The organism is Neisseria sp. HMSC03D10 (assembly GCF_001807625.1).
Taxonomy (GTDB): Bacteria; Pseudomonadota; Gammaproteobacteria; order Burkholderiales; family Neisseriaceae; genus Neisseria; species Neisseria mucosa.
The window spans coordinates 7,310-23,530 of record NZ_KV789564.1; the positions used below are offsets into that span (position 1 = coordinate 7,310).

12 protein-coding genes are annotated in these 16,221 nt (G+C 50.9%); 8 read left to right on the top strand and 4 right to left on the bottom strand.

The annotated features are described in order from the left end of the window. Positions 1-222 precede the first annotated feature (222 nt). The 5 genes from msbA to fabG all read left to right on the top strand — a co-directional run bounded on the left by msbA (position 223) and on the right by fabG (position 9,035). Positions 223-2,076: a lipid A export permease/ATP-binding protein MsbA gene (gene msbA, locus HMPREF3066_RS07860; RefSeq protein ID WP_070441852.1), complete on the top strand. Its 1,854-nt coding sequence runs from the start codon at positions 223-225 to the stop codon at positions 2,074-2,076. Between the two features lie 112 nt (positions 2,077-2,188). After that, positions 2,189-5,800, top strand: coding sequence for a glycosyltransferase (locus tag HMPREF3066_RS07865; protein ID WP_070441855.1), 3,612 nt, complete (start codon positions 2,189-2,191; stop codon positions 5,798-5,800). A gap of 143 nt (positions 5,801-5,943) precedes the next feature. Further along, the gene (locus HMPREF3066_RS07870; RefSeq protein WP_070441858.1) at positions 5,944-6,954 is read left to right on the top strand and encodes a WaaS/CpsH family glycosyltransferase; all 1,011 of its coding nucleotides are present in this window, start codon (positions 5,944-5,946) and stop codon (positions 6,952-6,954) included. A 9-nt stretch (positions 6,955-6,963) separates the two neighbouring features. Further along, the gene (locus HMPREF3066_RS07875) at positions 6,964-8,004 is read left to right on the top strand and encodes a WaaS/CpsH family glycosyltransferase (protein ID WP_070441861.1); all 1,041 of its coding nucleotides are present in this window, start codon (positions 6,964-6,966) and stop codon (positions 8,002-8,004) included. A 284-nt stretch (positions 8,005-8,288) separates the two neighbouring features. Continuing rightward, positions 8,289-9,035, top strand: a complete 747-nt coding sequence (fabG, locus tag HMPREF3066_RS07880) for a 3-oxoacyl-ACP reductase FabG (RefSeq protein WP_003684588.1) — start codon at positions 8,289-8,291, stop codon at positions 9,033-9,035. Between the two features lie 61 nt (positions 9,036-9,096). On the opposite strand, the gene HMPREF3066_RS07885 is transcribed toward fabG, so the two are convergent. The 3 genes from HMPREF3066_RS07885 to rng all read right to left on the bottom strand — a co-directional run bounded on the left by HMPREF3066_RS07885 (position 9,097) and on the right by rng (position 12,927). After that, a complete protein-coding gene (locus tag HMPREF3066_RS07885; RefSeq protein WP_070441864.1) occupies positions 9,097-10,428 on the bottom strand; it encodes an ATP-binding protein in 1,332 nt (443 codons plus the stop codon). 76 nt (positions 10,429-10,504) lie between these two features. Then, on the bottom strand, positions 10,505-11,176 hold the full coding sequence (locus HMPREF3066_RS07890; RefSeq protein WP_070441867.1) for a response regulator: 672 nt from the start codon (positions 11,174-11,176) through the stop codon (positions 10,505-10,507). 257 nt (positions 11,177-11,433) lie between these two features. After that, positions 11,434-12,927 (bottom strand): ribonuclease G, encoded by a 1,494-nt coding sequence (rng, locus tag HMPREF3066_RS07895; protein ID WP_070441870.1) that lies wholly within the window; start codon positions 12,925-12,927, stop codon positions 11,434-11,436. Positions 12,928-13,259: 332 nt separating this feature from the next. Between rng and grxC the strand changes: the two genes are divergently transcribed. The 3 genes from grxC to HMPREF3066_RS13605 all read left to right on the top strand — a co-directional run bounded on the left by grxC (position 13,260) and on the right by HMPREF3066_RS13605 (position 14,957). Next, on the top strand, positions 13,260-13,517 hold the full coding sequence (gene grxC / locus HMPREF3066_RS07900) for a glutaredoxin 3 (protein ID WP_003741129.1): 258 nt from the start codon (positions 13,260-13,262) through the stop codon (positions 13,515-13,517). Between the two features lie 25 nt (positions 13,518-13,542). Further along, positions 13,543-13,977, top strand: coding sequence for a protein-export chaperone SecB (gene secB / locus HMPREF3066_RS07905; RefSeq protein WP_003755109.1), 435 nt, complete (start codon positions 13,543-13,545; stop codon positions 13,975-13,977). Positions 13,978-14,234: 257 nt separating this feature from the next. Further along, positions 14,235-14,957 (top strand): hypothetical protein, encoded by a 723-nt coding sequence (locus HMPREF3066_RS13605; protein ID WP_070441873.1) that lies wholly within the window; start codon positions 14,235-14,237, stop codon positions 14,955-14,957. Between the two features lie 73 nt (positions 14,958-15,030). On the opposite strand, the gene tsaD is transcribed toward HMPREF3066_RS13605, so the two are convergent. Then, positions 15,031-16,092, bottom strand: a complete 1,062-nt coding sequence (gene tsaD, locus HMPREF3066_RS07915; RefSeq protein ID WP_070441876.1) for a tRNA (adenosine(37)-N6)-threonylcarbamoyltransferase complex transferase subunit TsaD — start codon at positions 16,090-16,092, stop codon at positions 15,031-15,033. Between the last annotated feature and the right edge of the window lie 129 nt (positions 16,093-16,221).

Here is a 16,221-nt window from a genome sequence, read left to right on the forward strand (position 1 = left end):
TGTCCTGATTTAAAGTTAATCCACTATACATTCCAGTTCACTATCAATTTATTTTGAACATTTAAGGTCGTCTGAAAAAACTTTACAGAAATAAAAATTGTTATTCATTTAAAAACAGCAATTTCGTCGCGTCAGCATCTTCGTTGCGATATAATTATAAGCTTTACCAATCCGATAGATTGACAAAACATTCAATCTGCATCATTCCGGAACACCGAGCCAATGATAGAAAAACTGACCTTCGGCCTGTTTACCCAAGAAGATTCGCGCAGCTTCATGCGCTTGATGGCTTATATCCGCCCTTATAAAACACGCATCATCTTTGCTTTAATTGCTATCTTCGGCGTTGCCGCCACCGAAAGCTACCTCGCCGCCTTCATTGCACCCTTGGTCAACCAAGGCTTCGCCCCGCCTTCCGCGCCGCCCGAACTCAATACCGCAGGCGGCATCGTCGCCACGCTGCAAAATTGGAAAGACCAATTTACTTACCTGATTTGGGGGACGCCCAATAAAGTCTGGGTCGTGCCGGTATTTTTTATCTTTTTGGTCATCATTCGAGGCATCAGCCGCTATGTCAGCACATATCTGCTGACTTGGGTTTCCGTTATGGCAATCAGCCATCTGCGCCGCGATATGTTTGCCAAGATGCTGCAACTTTCTTCCAAATTCCATCAGGAAACCCCGTCCGGTACGGTTTTGATGAATATGGTGCAAATGGCGGAACAATCCATCAGCAACGCCAGCAATGTATTTATCGTGCTGACCCGCGACACCATGATTGTCATCGGTTTGGTCTGCGTCCTGCTTTATTTGAACTGGCAGCTCAGCTTGGTCGTCGCCCTGATGTTCCCGCTGCTGTCTTTGTTGTCCCGCTATTACCGTAATCGTCTGAAAGACATTATTGCGGGAGCGCAACTCAGTATCGGTACCATGAACAATGTCGTCAACGAAGTCCATCAAGGACATCGTGTAGTCAAACTCTTCGGCGGCCAACGTCAGGCTGCCGAACGCTTCACCGCTGTCAATGACACCATCGTCCGTCTCGGTAAAAAAATCACCCAAGCCACTGCCGCGCGTTCTCCATTCAGCGAACTGATTGCGTCGTTTGCTTTGGCTATTGTCATCTTTATCGCCCTTTGGCAGAGCCAACAAGGACATACCACCATCGGCGAATTTATGGCGTTTATCGTTGCCATGCTGCAAATGCTCAGTCCGATTAAAAACTTGGCGAACATCAGCATCCCCATGCAGACCATGTTTATTGCTTCTGATGCCGTTTGCCAATTCCTCGATACCGAGCCTGAAAAAGATAACGGTACAAAAATCCTGACCAATGTCGAAGGTCGTCTGAAATTTGATAACGTCGATGTCCGCTACCACACAGACGGTAAAAAAGCCTTGGACAGCTTTAATCTCGATATCCGCAAAGGCGAACGCGTAGCCCTGGTCGGCCGCTCAGGCAGCGGTAAATCTACTGCCGTCAACCTGCTTCCGCGTTTCGTCGAACCGAGCTCGGGCGCGGTTTATTTGGATGATGTAAATATCGAAGACATCAAACTCGACAACCTGCGCTCCCAGTTCGCCCTTGTTTCGCAAGATGTCTTTTTGTTTGAAGGCACGCTTTGGGAAAACGTCCGTTACAGCCGTCCCGATGCCACTGAAGAAGAAGTATTGGCAGCCCTCAAAGCCGCGAATTTGCAAGATTTGGTTGAAAGCTCGCCGCATGGTTTGAACCAACAGATAGGTGCAAACGGCAATCAGCTCTCCGGCGGTCAGCGTCAACGTGTCGCCATCGCTCGCGCCATTCTGAAAGACGCCCCCATCCTGCTTTTGGATGAAGCCACCAGCGCGCTGGACAACGAATCCGAACGCCTTGTGCAGCAAGCCCTCGAACGCCTGATGGAAAACCGCACCAGCATCATCGTCGCCCACCGACTGACCACTGTCGAACAAGCCGACCGCATTATTGTTATGGATGAAGGCCATATTGTCGAACAAGGCACGCATGGTGAGCTGATGGCGCAAAACGGTTACTATGCCATGCTGCGTAATATGCCAAAGCAGGCAGCAGGTTGATTTTCAGACGACCCGTCGGTCAGTTGAAGGACGATTTGTCTAAAAGGTCGTCTGAAAACACCGAATCGCAAGACAAGGAAGGCTGCCGAACAGACAGAAAGGAACTATCCGCATGAATCGTCAAGCCCAGTCCCCCACCGTCTCCGTGATGATTCCTTACTACAACTGTAAGGAATACATTGTAGAAACCATCCAGTCCGTCCTTAGCCAAAGCCATCAGAATTTTGAAATCATCATTGTTGACGACGGCTCCGACCCGGAACACGCCGATTATTTGAAGGGGTTTCTGGCGGACAAGCCCGCAATACGTTACGCCGTACAAAACAATCAAGGCGTTGCTGCCGCCCGAAACCATGCCGCGCGGCTGGCGGGGGGCAAATACTTCCTGTTTCTCGATTCAGACGACCTCATCCTGCCGGATTACATCGAAAAATGCGTCACGGTTTTGGAAAACAATCCCGACTGCAAGCTGGTGTATCCGTTGGCGGAATATTTCGATGCGCAAGAAGGCTTATGGAATCTGCCGGATTATGACGGTTTGGAAAGTCTGTTGAAGGGGAACCGTATCCCTATCATTTCTATGCATCGTGCCGAGGATTTCGTCTCTTTGGGTGGGTTTGATGAAAACCTGACAACACATGAAGATTGGGATCTTTGGATACGCCTCTTAAGCAACGGCGGAACCGTTATCCGTATTCCGGAAGTATTGTTCCGCTACCGCAAACGCCGTGACGGGTCATCGCTGATTAACCGCTTGGAACAAAATCCTGATTTAAACCGCGAAGACTGGCAAAAAGTCTACGAAAAAAACCGCGTTCTGTTTATGCAATATCATTTGGGATATTCCGACTGTATTCAAAAAATATCCTTATTAGAACAACAAATCCAATCTTTATCAGAATTAAACCTTCAATTGCGAGAAGACAATACCAATATGCAAAATCAAAACCAAGAATTACAGCATGTAATGGCAAAACTGCTGCAACAAACCGAACTGTCTGTCGAACAGACTGAATTTCTGCAACAGCAAATTGAAATGCTGTTGCGTAACAGTACCGTAGAAGAGCAATTAGAAGAACAAGAAAAACAAATCAAACTGCTGAAAAAACAAATTGATACCTTGCAGCAGGAAAAGCAATCGCTGGAGCAAAGTATTCATAAAGAAAACCGGAGATTGGCAAAATACAAAGGGTTGTGGACGGTTAAGGTATTCAAGCCTTTCGTTAAAACCGAACAGGCCATCAGCTCTGCCAACCGCTACCGCAAAGGCTTCCGTTTTTTGGTACGCGAGAAGGGCAGTATCGGCAAGGCATATCAGTTTTTACGCCGCCATTACAAGCAAACCCATTCGATTAAAAGCGTGAAACAGATATTGAAAGCCGTCAGTTCTGCATCGGCTTTTGAGCATTCGATTCAGGCAGACCCGATTCCGCAAACGTTTATCCAGCGGCTGTCCAAACATGCTGCCGACACGCTTGCGCCTAAAGTTGCCATCATTGCCGAACTTAGTATTCCGCAATGCAAAAAATACCGCGTTATCCAAAAGCAGGAAATGCTTGAAGAGCTGGGTATTCCTTGTTCCGTGACTTCATGGACGGACAGCAACGAAGCCAAGAAACAGATTTCTTTGGCAAGTTTGGTGATTTTCTACCGCGTTCCCGGTTTTGACAGCGTAATGGATTTAATTGCGGAATGCCGTCGTCTGAACATCAAAACATTATGGGAAGTGGATGATCTGGTTTTTGACGAAGACGTCCTGAAAACCAGCAGCACCATCAACTTGCTTGAACCGGCAGAAAGAGAGGGCGTAATCAACGGCGCGAAACTTTACCGTCAAGCCATGTTGGCGTGCGACGAAGGTATCGCTTCGACTTCCGGGCTGGCAAAAGCCATGAAGGAAGCAGGTTTGGAAACCGTTTATGTGGTTGAAAACGCGTTGGATGATGAAACGCTGGCAGCGGCACGCAGCATTGAGGGTCGTCTGAAAAAACAAGAAGACGGTTTGATTCGGATTATTTACGGTTCTGGCACCAAAACGCACAACATCGACTTCTTGGAAGCCGCTCCCGCACTTGCCAACATATTGAAAGAAAATCCGAATGTCAGGTTCAGAATCATCGGATATTTGGAGCTGCCCGAATATTTCGATGAAGTACAAAGCCAAATCGAGCGCATCCCATTTTGCAACTATACGGAATACCTGACTTATTTGTCCGAATGCGACATCAGCATCGCACCTTTGGAAAACTTCGTTTTCAACGATGCCAAGAGCAATATCAAATACCTTGAAGCCTCGATTACCAAAGTGGCGTCCGTATGCTCGCCAAGGGCGGCTTTTGCCGATGTGATTGTCAACGGTGAAAACGGCTTTCTGGCAGACAACGAACAGCAATGGCATGAAGCGTTCGACACTCTGATTCAAAATCCCGAGCTGCGCGACAGTATGGCGCAGGCGGCATACCGTACGGTCACGGAAACATACAGCCCGCAAGCCATCGGCAGCACGCAGCTTGCACCTGCCGTCCGTTTTGAATCTGCCGCAAAAGGGAAGACCAAAGTCTTATCGTTTAACGTTTTCTATCATCCTCAATCGTTTGGCGGGGCGACCATCGTTGCCGAACAACTGAACAAACTGCTTGCCGATGAAGAAACCTACGAAATATATGCGGTAACGACTTTGCCGATGAAGAGCTGGCTGCCGCCGTACAGCGTTATCCGTTACGAATACGGCAAAGTAACCGTTTTCGGCGTTGCCGTTCCCTCAGAAGATGCAGCCGCCCACGAAAACCTGCGTTTTGATGCAGCTGTCAAAGACATCATCGAACTTGTACAGCCCGACATCGCCCATATCCACTGCATTCAAAGCATGGGTGTCGGTATGGTAGATATTTGTCGGGAAGCTGGTGTCAAAACCCTCGTTACCCTGCATGACGCATGGTGGATTTGTCCGAACCAGTTCATGCTTGACGAAAATGAAGTCTTCCGCGAGCAATGGAATACCGAAGACGAACGGAGCAAAACCATAGCCCGCGCCCTGTCGAAAATCGATATGCTGCTTGCGCCCAGCAAATATTTTGCCGAGCTGCATGAAAGAACCTTGGGCAGGGACGTCCTCGTCAACAAAAACGGCGTTACCCGCCCCTTGGGTCAAATATCCAAACGGAAAAAAGACGTTATCCGCTTCGGCTATGTCGGCGGGAAAACCAAAATCAAAGGCGTTCATCTGATTTTGGAAGCTTTCAGGAAACACCGTTTCCCCAATACCGAACTGGTTGTCGTGGACAATCTGCTCAACCTTGGTGCGCGTTCGTTTTTTGACAGCGATTTCGACGGCGTGGAGCGCTTCCGCATCGAACCTGCTTACAGCCAAGATACCATCGACCATTTCTTCTCGGAAATCGATGTTTTGCTGTTCCCGACCCAATGGAAAGAAAGTTTCGGCTTGACAGTTAGGGAAGCAGTGTTGCGTGATGTTTGGGTAATCGCCACGGATGCAGGCGGCGTGTCCGAAGACATTATTGACGGCGAAAACGGCACGATCATCCCGTTTGACAGCGGCGTGGAAGAATTGAGCCGCGCCATTGCCGAAGTTTGCGAACGTTATCAAGCAATGGACGATGGCGCAGTTATTGAATTGCCGAAAAGCCATATTCGGACTTTTGCGGAACAAAAAGAAGAATTGGCAGGCCTATACCAAGAAATACTGTCGAACCAAGCAGATTGATGTTTTCAGACGACCCTTTTGATGGCAGCAAAGGGTCGTCTGAAAATGACAGCGAATGGACTTAACCCCGTACGGTGTTGACTTATCGAAACTAATTTTCACTGCATTAAAGCACCTACAATTAACCGCACCACACCTAAATCATGAACAAAACCATTATCCTAGCCGTTCCCTATATGTACGGGTTGGACAAGTGCATAGAGAAAAACCTGCGCTTCCACGGCTTCAATGTCATCAATCTCTGTTACGACGACAGGGACTCATACTATCCGCACATAGGCTGCCGTATTCTCGGTTTGTATCATAAACATATTAAAAAAGACGGAGATTATAAGAAAAAACTGAAATATTCCCGCTACCGCAAGCAGATAGCCGAAAAACTGGCTTCCTTGGAAGGCGGCAAAGCAGACTATGCCCTCTGCCTCCGCGCCAATATTTATCCCAAAGAAATCATCGCCGCTATCCGAGAGCACAGTAAGATATGCGTTAACTATCAATATGACGGTATCGACCGTTTTCCCGACATCATCGAATATTTGCCTTATTTCGACTGCTGCTGGGTGTTCAATAAAAACGATGTGGAGAAATACCCCCAACATCATTTTAAAGCAACCACCAATTTCTATTTCGATTTCCCGATTGAAAGAGAGGGGAGGGTGGAAGGTCTTTATTTTTTGGGAGGTTATGAAGAACGAAGAGAACATCAAACCTCCGTTTTTCTCGATGAAGCACGCAGGCTGGGGCTGTCTTTGGATTTCCACATCTACTGCAAAGACGACCGCGCAAGCAAAATTTTCGGCAACGACGGCATTACCTATTTGGACAGACAAAGCATCCTGAGCTTCGAGCAAAACCTGCAAAAGGTCAAAAACTGCCTGGCAATCGTCGATTTTGTCCAATTTGAAAATTACGGCCTGTCTTTCCGCGTATTCGACGCCCTGTGTTTCGACAAAAAACTGATTACCACCAATCAGGCCGTAGCGGAATGCGACTTCTACCATCCCGACAACATCTTCATTTGGAACGGAGAAAGCCTTGACGGATTGGAAGACTTTTTCAGACGACCTTACCATCCCGTTTCCGAAGAAATAAAAAACAAATACGCCTTCGGCAACTGGGTTCGCCGAATCCTCGACATATCAGACAAAGCATAAACAGACACCATGCCGACCGAACAAAAAACGATTATTCTGGGCATGCCCGCCGACAACCAAATCTACCGCGTCATCGAAGCCGCCCTAGAGTATCACGGCTTCAACGTCGTCAGCGTCGTCATGGACAACCTGAATTTCCGTTACCCCTCCCTTTCCTGCCGTCTGAAAATCAAATTCAGGCAACTGGTGCTGCGGGACAAAAACGCCAAAAAAGACTTTAAATCCGCCCAATTGATCCGAGACGTTGAAAACAAACTGGCAGCGTACGGCAGGGCGGATTACGCCCTATTTATTCGCGGCGACATCTACTCGCCTGAGTTTCTGGATATGATTAAACGCCATACCCGTCCCGGCAATATGGTCAACTACCAATGGGACGGCATCGACCGTTTCCCCGCCATTTGGGATTGTGCCGACCGGTTTGACCGTATTTACGTTTTTGATCCCGACGATATGCGAAATCCGAAACATCCCTTCCTGCCGACCACCAACTTCTATTTCGACCACGATGTCAACCTGCCCGAAAACCCGCCCAACGATTTCTATTTCATCGGCTGGCATATACCCGAACGCGCCCCGATTATTTCCGAGTTCGGCAAAGCGGCTGAAACGCTGGGCTGGAAGCTCGACTTCAATATCGGCTGTTTGAATACCAATGTAAAAAACCTCCGCCGTTTTTATCCTACGGAAAACATCAAAGTCTTCATCGGCATTAGAAGTTTCGCCGACAACATCGAAGCCGCCAAGCAGGCCAAAATCCTGATAGATTTCAAAACACCCGTTCACAACGGCCTCTCGTTCCGCCCCTTCGAAGCCCTCGGTTACCGCAAAAAACTGATTACCACCAACGCCGAAATCCAAAAATACGATTTCTACCACCCCGACAACATCTTCGTTTGGGACGGTAAAAGTTTGGGCGGTTTGGCAGAATTTGTCGCCAAACCCTATCGTGAGCTACCCCCCGAAATCTACCAAAAATACAGCTTCGGCAACTGGTTGCGCTATATTCTGGGCATACCGCCCCATCAAAAAATAACCCTGCCCGAATAAACGGAGAGGTCGTCTGAAATTTGCCGATATAGCAGATTGAAATAGGCAATTCCAGCACCGTCATTCCCGCGTAGGCGGGAATCTAGAGATTTGAGATTACGGTAATCTCTAAACATCTCTGAAAGATTAAGATCGGGATTCCCGCCTACGCGGGAATGACAGTACAGAGGTTTCTTATTTCTTATTTTGTTTCAGACGACCTCAAAAATTAGATTCATCACACTATTTATGCTATAAGGTCGTCTGAAATGAACAGACTCCATTCCCAAAACAAGGAAGTAAACATGAGCACACAAGATTTAAGCGGCAAAATCGCATTGGTAACAGGCGCATCGCGCGGTATCGGCGCAGCGATTGCCGACACGCTGGCGGCGGCAGGTGCCAAAGTCATCGGTACGGCGACCAGCGAAAGCGGCGCAGCGGCGATTAGCGAACGTCTGGCGCAATGGGGCGGCGAAGGCCGTGCATTGAATTCCGCCGAACCCGAAACCATCGAAAACCTGATCGCCGACATCGAAAAAGAGTTCGGCAAGTTGGACATTCTGGTCAACAACGCCGGCATCACCCGCGACAACCTCTTGATGCGTATGAAAGAAGAAGAGTGGGACGACATCATGCAGGTCAACCTCAAATCCGTGTTCCGCGCCTCTAAAGCCGTATTGCGCGGCATGATGAAGCAGCGCGCCGGCCGCATCATCAACATCACATCCGTCGTCGGCGTGATGGGCAATGCCGGTCAGACCAACTATGCCGCGGCAAAAGCGGGCTTGATCGGTTTCTCCAAATCTATGGCGCGCGAAGTCGGCAGCCGCGGCATTACCGTCAACTGCGTCGCCCCAGGCTTTATCGACACCGATATGACCCGCGCGCTGCCTGAAGAAACCCGCAAAACCTTCGAAGCGCAAACTTCGCTGGGCAAATTCGGCGAAGCGCAGGACATCGCGGATGCGGTATTGTTTCTCGCTTCCGACCAAGCGAAATACATCACCGGTCAAACGCTGCACGTCAACGGCGGTATGTTGATGCCTTGATTCGGCTTGGAAAATAAAGAAGGTCGTCTGAAAACGGATTTCAGACGACCTTTTTGTTTGCTTAGTCTGCTTGCAGCAGTTGTTTGTTGAGTTCCGCCTGTATCAGCAGGCCGTGGGCGAAGTTGCGGCTGTCGGCGAGGATGAGTTTGCCGCCGTAGCGTTTGGCGATAGCATCGGCGATGGAGAGTCCGAGTCCGGTGCCTTGCTGTTCCGTGCCGAGTATGCGGTAGAAGGCGTCGGTTACGCGGCTGCGTTCGGCGGCGGGGATGCCGGGGCCGTCGTCTTCCACCCAGATGGCGAGGGTGGTCGGGGTCTCGCTGAAACCTATGTCGATGCGGCCGCCTGCGGGGGTGTAGCGGATGGCGTTGTCGGTGAAGGTTTTGATGAGGGTGTAGATTTCGGTGTCGTCGGCTCGGATGCGCAGGTCGTTTTCGACGGCGACACCGATGTCTTGCTGTTTGTTAAGGGCGAGGGGCATGAGTTCTTGTAGCACACGGCGGAACTGGGCTTGCAGGCTGATGTCGGTCAGGTTGCGTTGGGTCTCGGAGCCTTGGGTGCGGGCGTGGGTCAGGAGCTGCTCGAGCAGGTGGCGGTTGCGCTGTATGCTTTGAAGGATGAGTCCGGTCTGTTCGCGGGCTTCGTCCGATTGGGGCAGCTTGGTGAGCCGTTCTGCCTGAAGGGAGAGGGCGGTCAGTGGGCTGCGCAGTTCGTGGGCGGCATCGGCGATGAAGCGTTGCTGGCGGCGGATGTTTTCGCCTGTGCGTTGCAGCAATTGGTTGATGGCGGTAACGAAGCCTTGTATTTCGCTGGGCACGCCTTCTCCGTCCAGCGGCGAGAGGTCGTCTGAACGGCGTTTGCCGAGTGAGGCGGAAAGGGTTTTGACGGGGCGCATGGCGCGGTAGGTGATCCATACGGTCAGCAGGATCATGAGGGGCAGGGCGATGAGCAGCGGGAGGACGCTTTGGTAGGCGGCGGTGGCTGCGAGGTCGTCGCGGTATTCGGTTTCTTGGAGTACGGCGATTTTGCCTTGCGGGGTTTGGCGGATGTAGGCGCGGTATTCGTCGTCATCATCGTCATCGTCGTCGTCAACGCCGCCTTTGATGGTGTGGAATCCTTCGCCGAGTGTGTTGGACAGGGGGACGGTGTCTTCTTGTCCGAAGGTTTGGATGAGGATGTGGTTTTCGCTGCCTATTTGTGTGTAGTCGGTGGTTTTGGGGTTGATGTAGGCGGCGGTTTGGCGCAACAGGTCGTCCTGAAGCTCTTCGGCTTCATGGTAGGTTTGGTAATAGGAGAATGCGCCTGCGATGATGGACAAAGGCAGGAACATCAGTATCAGGGCGATGCTGATACGGACTTGCAGGGATTGTTTGAGGATCTGGATGAAGTGATGCATAGTGTGTTTGGTGAGGCTGTTTTAGGTTTTGTTATTGATTATGGCATGGGCGGGCATGGATGCGCGGATTGGGGTTTCAGACGACCTCTTTGGCGACCAGCCAGCCTACGCCGCGTACGTTTTGGATGTGTTCTTTGCTGAGCTTTTTGCGTAGGGCGTGGATGAGGAAATCGACGGCGTTGCTTTCGACTTCTTCGCCCCAGCCGTAGATTTTGTCTTCAAGGTCGCTGCGGGAGAGGATGATGCCGGGACGCATCATCAGGGCTTGGAGGACGGCAAATTCTTTGTTGCTCAGGAGGACGGGTTTGTCTTGTCCTTTGACTTCGACTTGGTAGGTGGCGGGGTTGAGGGTGAGCGCGCCGTTGGTCAGCAGGGTTTGGCTATGGCCGCTGTGGCGGCGCAGGACAGCGCGCATACGGGCTTGCAGCTCCGCCATGTCGAAAGGTTTGACGATGTAGTCGTCGGCGCCGCCGTCCAGTCCGTTGAGGCGGCTGTGGAGGTCGTCGCGGGCGGTAACGATGAGGACGGGGGTTTGGCTGCCTTCGTGTCGGATTTGGGTGAGGACGTCCAGCCCGTCTTTGCCGGGCAGTCCGAGGTCGAGCAGCAGCAAGTCGTAGTTCTGCGCCTGAAGGGCGGTAGAAACTTGGCTGCCGTTTTTGACCCAGTCGACGGCATAGCCGCTGTCTTTGAGGTTGGCGGCTACGGCTTGGGCAATCATGTTGTCGTCTTCTGCAAGCAATACGCGCATGGTGTTCTCCTTAATCAGCGGGAAGGATAGCAGGGGAAAATTAGGAGGGGTTTAGCGGGAGGTCGTCTGAAAGGGGCGGCTGGTTTTCAGACGACCTTTTGTTGCTTTTCCGTACTTGATTGGGTTTCCTTCGGCGTGGGTTCTGCCGGGTATGATGGACATTTTCTTCTAAAGGAATACTGCACTTGAATGGTCTGCCGATTTTGCCAAAAGGTCGTCTGAAAACCCCGATTCCGTTTTCAGACGACCTTTTGTCTTTACAGCAACACAATATCGTATTGTTCCTGCGTGTAGGCGGTTTCGACTGCCAGCGAAATCGGTTTGCCGATAAAGTCGATGAGCATCGCCAGCGATTGCGATTCTTCGTCGAGGAAGAGGTCGATGACGTTGGGCGCGGCGAGGATGCGGAAGGACTGCACGTCGTAACGGCGGGCTTCGCGGACGATTTCGCGCTGGATTTCGTAGCAGATGGTCTGCGGCGTTTTCAGACGACCCCTACCTTGGCAGGACGGGCAGGGTTCGCAGAGGATTTGGCTGAGGTTTTCGCGCGAACGTTTGCGGGTCAGCTCGACCAAACCCAAGCTGGTGAAACCGTTGAGGGTAACGCGGGTGCGGTCGAAGGCGAGGGCTTTGGCAAGCTCTTGCAACACGGCTTCGCGGTGGGCTTCCTGCGCCATGTCGATGAAGTCGATGATGATGATGCCGCCGAGGTTGCGCAGCCTTAATTCGCGGGCGATGGTGTGGCAGGCTTCGAGGTTGGTGCGGAAGATGGTTTCGTCGAAGTTGCGCGCGCCGACGAAGCCGCCGGTGTTCACGTCTATCGTGGTCATGGCTTCGGTGGACTCGATAATCAGGTAGCTGCCGAAGTTGAGGTTGACGCGCGGTTGCAGGGCGCGGCTGATTTCCTGTTCGACGTTGTGGGTTTCAAACAGCGGGCGTTCGCCTTTGAACAGCTCTATCTTGCCCAATGCGCCGTGGACGTATTGCTCGGCGAAACGGGTCATACGGCGGTGGTTTTCGGTTGAGTCAACCAGGATTTTCTGCGTGTCGAGGCTGAACATATCGCGCAACACGCGCAGGCTCAAGGGCAAATCCTGATACAGCAGGGTTTCCGGCGGCTGGGTTTTCGCCTGTTCTTGAATGTGTTCCCACACTTTGGTCAGGTAGTGGATGTCGGACAAAAGCTGCTCGTCGGTGGCGTTTTCGGCGTTGGTGCGGATGATATAGCCGTGGCACGCGTCTTCGGGCAATAGATTAGTCAGGCGTTCGCGCAGGCTGTTGCGTTCGGCATCGTCTTCGATGCGCTGGGAAATGCCGATGTGGTCTTCCTGCGGAAGGTGGACGAGGAAGCGCCCGGCCAAGGAGATTTGAGTGGAAAGGCGCGCGCCTTTGGTGTTAATCGGGTCTTTGATGACCTGTACCAAAACCGACTGCCCTTCAAACAACATATGCTCGATACGTTGGGTTTCGTCGGGATTGCGGCGTTGTTCGAGGACATCGACGATGTGCAGAAACGCGGCACGTTCCAAACCGATGTCGATGAACGCACTCTGCATGCCGGGCAACACGCGGCGCACCACGCCCAGATAAATATTGCCGACCAGACTATGACCGCTGTTGCGTTCGATGTGCAGCTCGCAGATATTGTTTTCTTCCAACACTGCCACGCGCGTTTCCTGCGGCGTAATGTTAACAAGCACGGTTTCGGGCGGACGGATGGCGTCCTTCGGGATGGGGATTCCTGAAAGCATGGTTTTAGTTCCTGATTTTTAATAAGAAATATAGTAGATTAAATTTGAACCAGACTGATGTTGCCCAAACCCGGAAATAATCGGCTGATTGTGTTGCTGTTCTGACTCAAATTTAATCTACCATCCGCTTGCCGTCGGTTTTATTGAAAATAAATGGCAAAAGCGGTTCGGATTGCCGTTTATCATACTTTAAAAACGGTGTTTTGGCACATGGGCGGCAGACAGCCCTCACGCCCTGAAAACAAAGATTCAGGCAAAATAGCCGATTTCAAGTATTGTAAAATAAACCATATGCCCATATAGTGAACCCCATTAGAACTCTGAAAACAATCATGCAAACCGTTACGATGTACACAGGCGCGTTCTGCCCCTACTGCACCATGGCTAAAAAGCTGCTGCATTCGCTGGGCGTCGCCGAAATCAACGAAATCCGCGTCGACCGCAGCCCCGAAGCCTTTGCCGAAATGCAGCAGCTTTCCGGGCAGCGCAGCATACCGCAAATTTTCATCGGCGATACCCACGTCGGCGGTTTTACCGATTTGTACGGCCTGCACCGCGAAGGCAGGCTGGATTCTTTATTAAACCCGTAACTTTAAACCCAACTAGGAAAACAAAATGAGCGAAGAATTGCAACCCGTATTCAGCATCGAACGCCTGTTCGTCAAAGACCTGTCTTTGGAAGTGCCCAACGCCCCCCAAATCTTTTTGGAACAAGGCGAGCCTGAAGTCGATATGCGCGTTTCCACCAACAGCGAGAAGCTGGAAGACGGCTACTACAACGTTGACGTAACCGTTACCGTAACCGCCAAACTCAACGCCGAACGCACCATGTTCCTCAACGAAGTGACCCAAAGCGGCATCTTCCGTCTGGAAAACATCCCTGAAGAAGACGTTCAACTGCTCTTAGGCGTAGCCTGCCCGAACATCCTCTTCCCTTACGCTCGCGAAGCCATTTCCACCAGCGTAACCCGCGCCGGCTTCCCGCCCGTACTGCTCGCTCCGATCAACTTCGAAGCCATGTACCAGCAACAACAAGAAGGCAACGCATAATCCGCGTTCCCTGTTTGTCAAAAGGTCGTCTGAAAAATGTTTCAGACGACCTTTTTATAGTGGATTAAATTTAAATCAGGACAAGGCGCAGTACAGATAGTACGGCAAGGCGAGGCAACGCCGTACTGGTTTAAAGGTTAATCCACTATAAGATTGTGAAAATGCCCTGCCGAATTTCATCTTGAATGGCATAGACATAAAATCTGTAACGTCATAAAATTCCAAACGTTTATTATTTATCGAATAAAAAGGTTACGATGAAAAAATATATTTTTGGGGTGTATGCTGCTTTGCTCGTGGGTAATGCAATATCTGCCGATTTTACAGGTAGTTGGGGGTATGTTCGTGATATTCCGGATGGTGTTTACGGTAAGTATTTCAATATTAAACAATCACCAAAATATATAATTACGGGCGAATGGCATGAAGGGCGTTCAGACGGTCCCGGTGGCAGCGGTAAGGTAAAGGGGTATTTGAAAAAAGGCGGAAAACTGTATTTGAGTTACTGTTCGGAAGGAGATAATTCTTGGTATACGCCTTGTCCGAAATATGAGCAAGACAGGGGCTATTTCGTCAGATGGAATGGTGAGTTAGTTGAATACTATCGTCCATATGGAAAAGGGCAGGTATATAAAAAAGGTGAAATATTCAAGCGGCAGCAAGAAAGTGAACAGACTGAAGGTCAGGAGCAGCCTCAAGAGCGACAATCTTTGAGTCAACAAAAATTACTGAAAGAGCAAGAGTCTTTGCATCGGCAGGAGTTGTTGAAGGAACAAGAACTTTTACGCCGACAGGAATTGTTGAAAGAGCAGGAGTTATTGCTGCAACGGAAATCAGGTGGAGAACCAGAGTTGTTAAACGTACAGGAAATATTTAAAGAACAAGGAGGACAGGATGTATTCAAAGAGCAGGAGACGGCAGAAGGTCAGTGGACAGTTGAAAAACAGGAGTTGCCGCAAGGACAAAAAAATACCGAGTAATAGAGATACTCTAAAAAAGTCGTCTGAAAACCCCAATCCAAGTTTTCAGACGACCTTTTTTCTTTGCCGCACACTATTTCACAATATCCGACAGCGGCCAGCGCGGTTTGACGTTGAACGCACCGGCGGGCTGCCGCTCCTGCAACCTCATCGCGCCGGCGAAGGCAATCATCGCGCCGTTGTCGGTGCAGTATTCCATGGGCGGGAAGCAGACTTTGATTTTTTCTTCCTTAGATTTGGGTTTGCCTTTTTCAGACGGCTTTTTGACGCTCAGGCGGGAAAATTCGTCGCGCAGCTTCCAGTTCGCACCGACGCCGCCCGCGACAACCAAAGTTCTGAAACCGGTATCCAACAAGGCTTTTTTGGCTTTGGCGGCGAGGACGTCGATCACCGCGTCTTGAAACGCGCGGCAGATGTCGTTGCGCGTTTGCTCGGGGATTTCGCCGCCGTTTTCGGCGCGGACTTTTTCGACGGCGGTCAGCACGGCGGTTTTCAAACCGGAGAAGCTCATCTGCAAATCGTGCGAATGGAGCATGGGGCGCGGGAACGAGAAGGCATCGGGGTTGCCCAGCTTTGCCAGTTCGGACAACTTCGCGCCGCCGGGATACGGCAAACCTAAGAGTTTGGCGGTTTTGTCGAACGCTTCGCCTGCCGCGTCATCGACGCTTTCGCCCATCAGCGTGTAGTCGCCGATGCCGCGCACCGCCATAAACTGCGTATGTCCGCCCGAAACCAGGAGGGCGACGAACGGAAATTCGGGTTTGTCGTCCGCCAATAATGGAGAGAGCAAATGACCTTCGAGATGGTGGATGGGAATGACGGGTTTGTTCAAGGCAAACGCCAAGGCGTTGGCGTAGCCCGAACCCGCCAGAAGCGCGCCGCCCAAGCCCGGCCCTTGGGTGTAGGCGACGGCATCGATGTCGTCATAGGAAACGCCCGCTTCCTGCAAACAGCCCTGCGTCAGCGGGACGACGCGGCGGATGTGGTCGCGGCTGGCAAGTTCGGGGACAACGCCGCCGTATTCGGCGTGCATCGCCATTTGGGTGTGAAGATGGTGCGCCAATAGGCCGCGTTCGGTATCGTAAAGCGCAACGCCCGTTTCATCGCAGGATGATTCGATTCCAAGTACCAACATGGTTTGAGGTCGTCTGAAAATAAGGATGCGGTATTTTAACGGATTTCAGGTGGGCTTGGCTTGCTTGCGGTTAGGGAATATGCAGTGGTAGAGGCTATATCATATATATATATATATATATATATATAT

Coding starts and splice junctions, on each gene's coding strand:
- msbA (WP_070441852.1), top strand. CDS start 223: ATGATAGAAAAACTGACCTTCGGCCTGTTTACCCAAGAAGATTCGCGC.
- HMPREF3066_RS07865 (WP_070441855.1), top strand. CDS start 2,189: ATGAATCGTCAAGCCCAGTCCCCCACCGTCTCCGTGATGATTCCTTAC.
- HMPREF3066_RS07870 (WP_070441858.1), top strand. CDS start 5,944: ATGAACAAAACCATTATCCTAGCCGTTCCCTATATGTACGGGTTGGAC.
- HMPREF3066_RS07875 (WP_070441861.1), top strand. CDS start 6,964: ATGCCGACCGAACAAAAAACGATTATTCTGGGCATGCCCGCCGACAAC.
- fabG (WP_003684588.1), top strand. CDS start 8,289: ATGAGCACACAAGATTTAAGCGGCAAAATCGCATTGGTAACAGGCGCA.
- HMPREF3066_RS07885 (WP_070441864.1), bottom strand. CDS start 10,428: ATGCATCACTTCATCCAGATCCTCAAACAATCCCTGCAAGTCCGTATC.
- HMPREF3066_RS07890 (WP_070441867.1), bottom strand. CDS start 11,176: ATGCGCGTATTGCTTGCAGAAGACGACAACATGATTGCCCAAGCCGTA.
- rng (WP_070441870.1), bottom strand. CDS start 12,927: ATGCTTTCAGGAATCCCCATCCCGAAGGACGCCATCCGTCCGCCCGAA.
- grxC (WP_003741129.1), top strand. CDS start 13,260: ATGCAAACCGTTACGATGTACACAGGCGCGTTCTGCCCCTACTGCACC.
- secB (WP_003755109.1), top strand. CDS start 13,543: ATGAGCGAAGAATTGCAACCCGTATTCAGCATCGAACGCCTGTTCGTC.
- HMPREF3066_RS13605 (WP_070441873.1), top strand. CDS start 14,235: ATGAAAAAATATATTTTTGGGGTGTATGCTGCTTTGCTCGTGGGTAAT.
- tsaD (WP_070441876.1), bottom strand. CDS start 16,092: ATGTTGGTACTTGGAATCGAATCATCCTGCGATGAAACGGGCGTTGCG.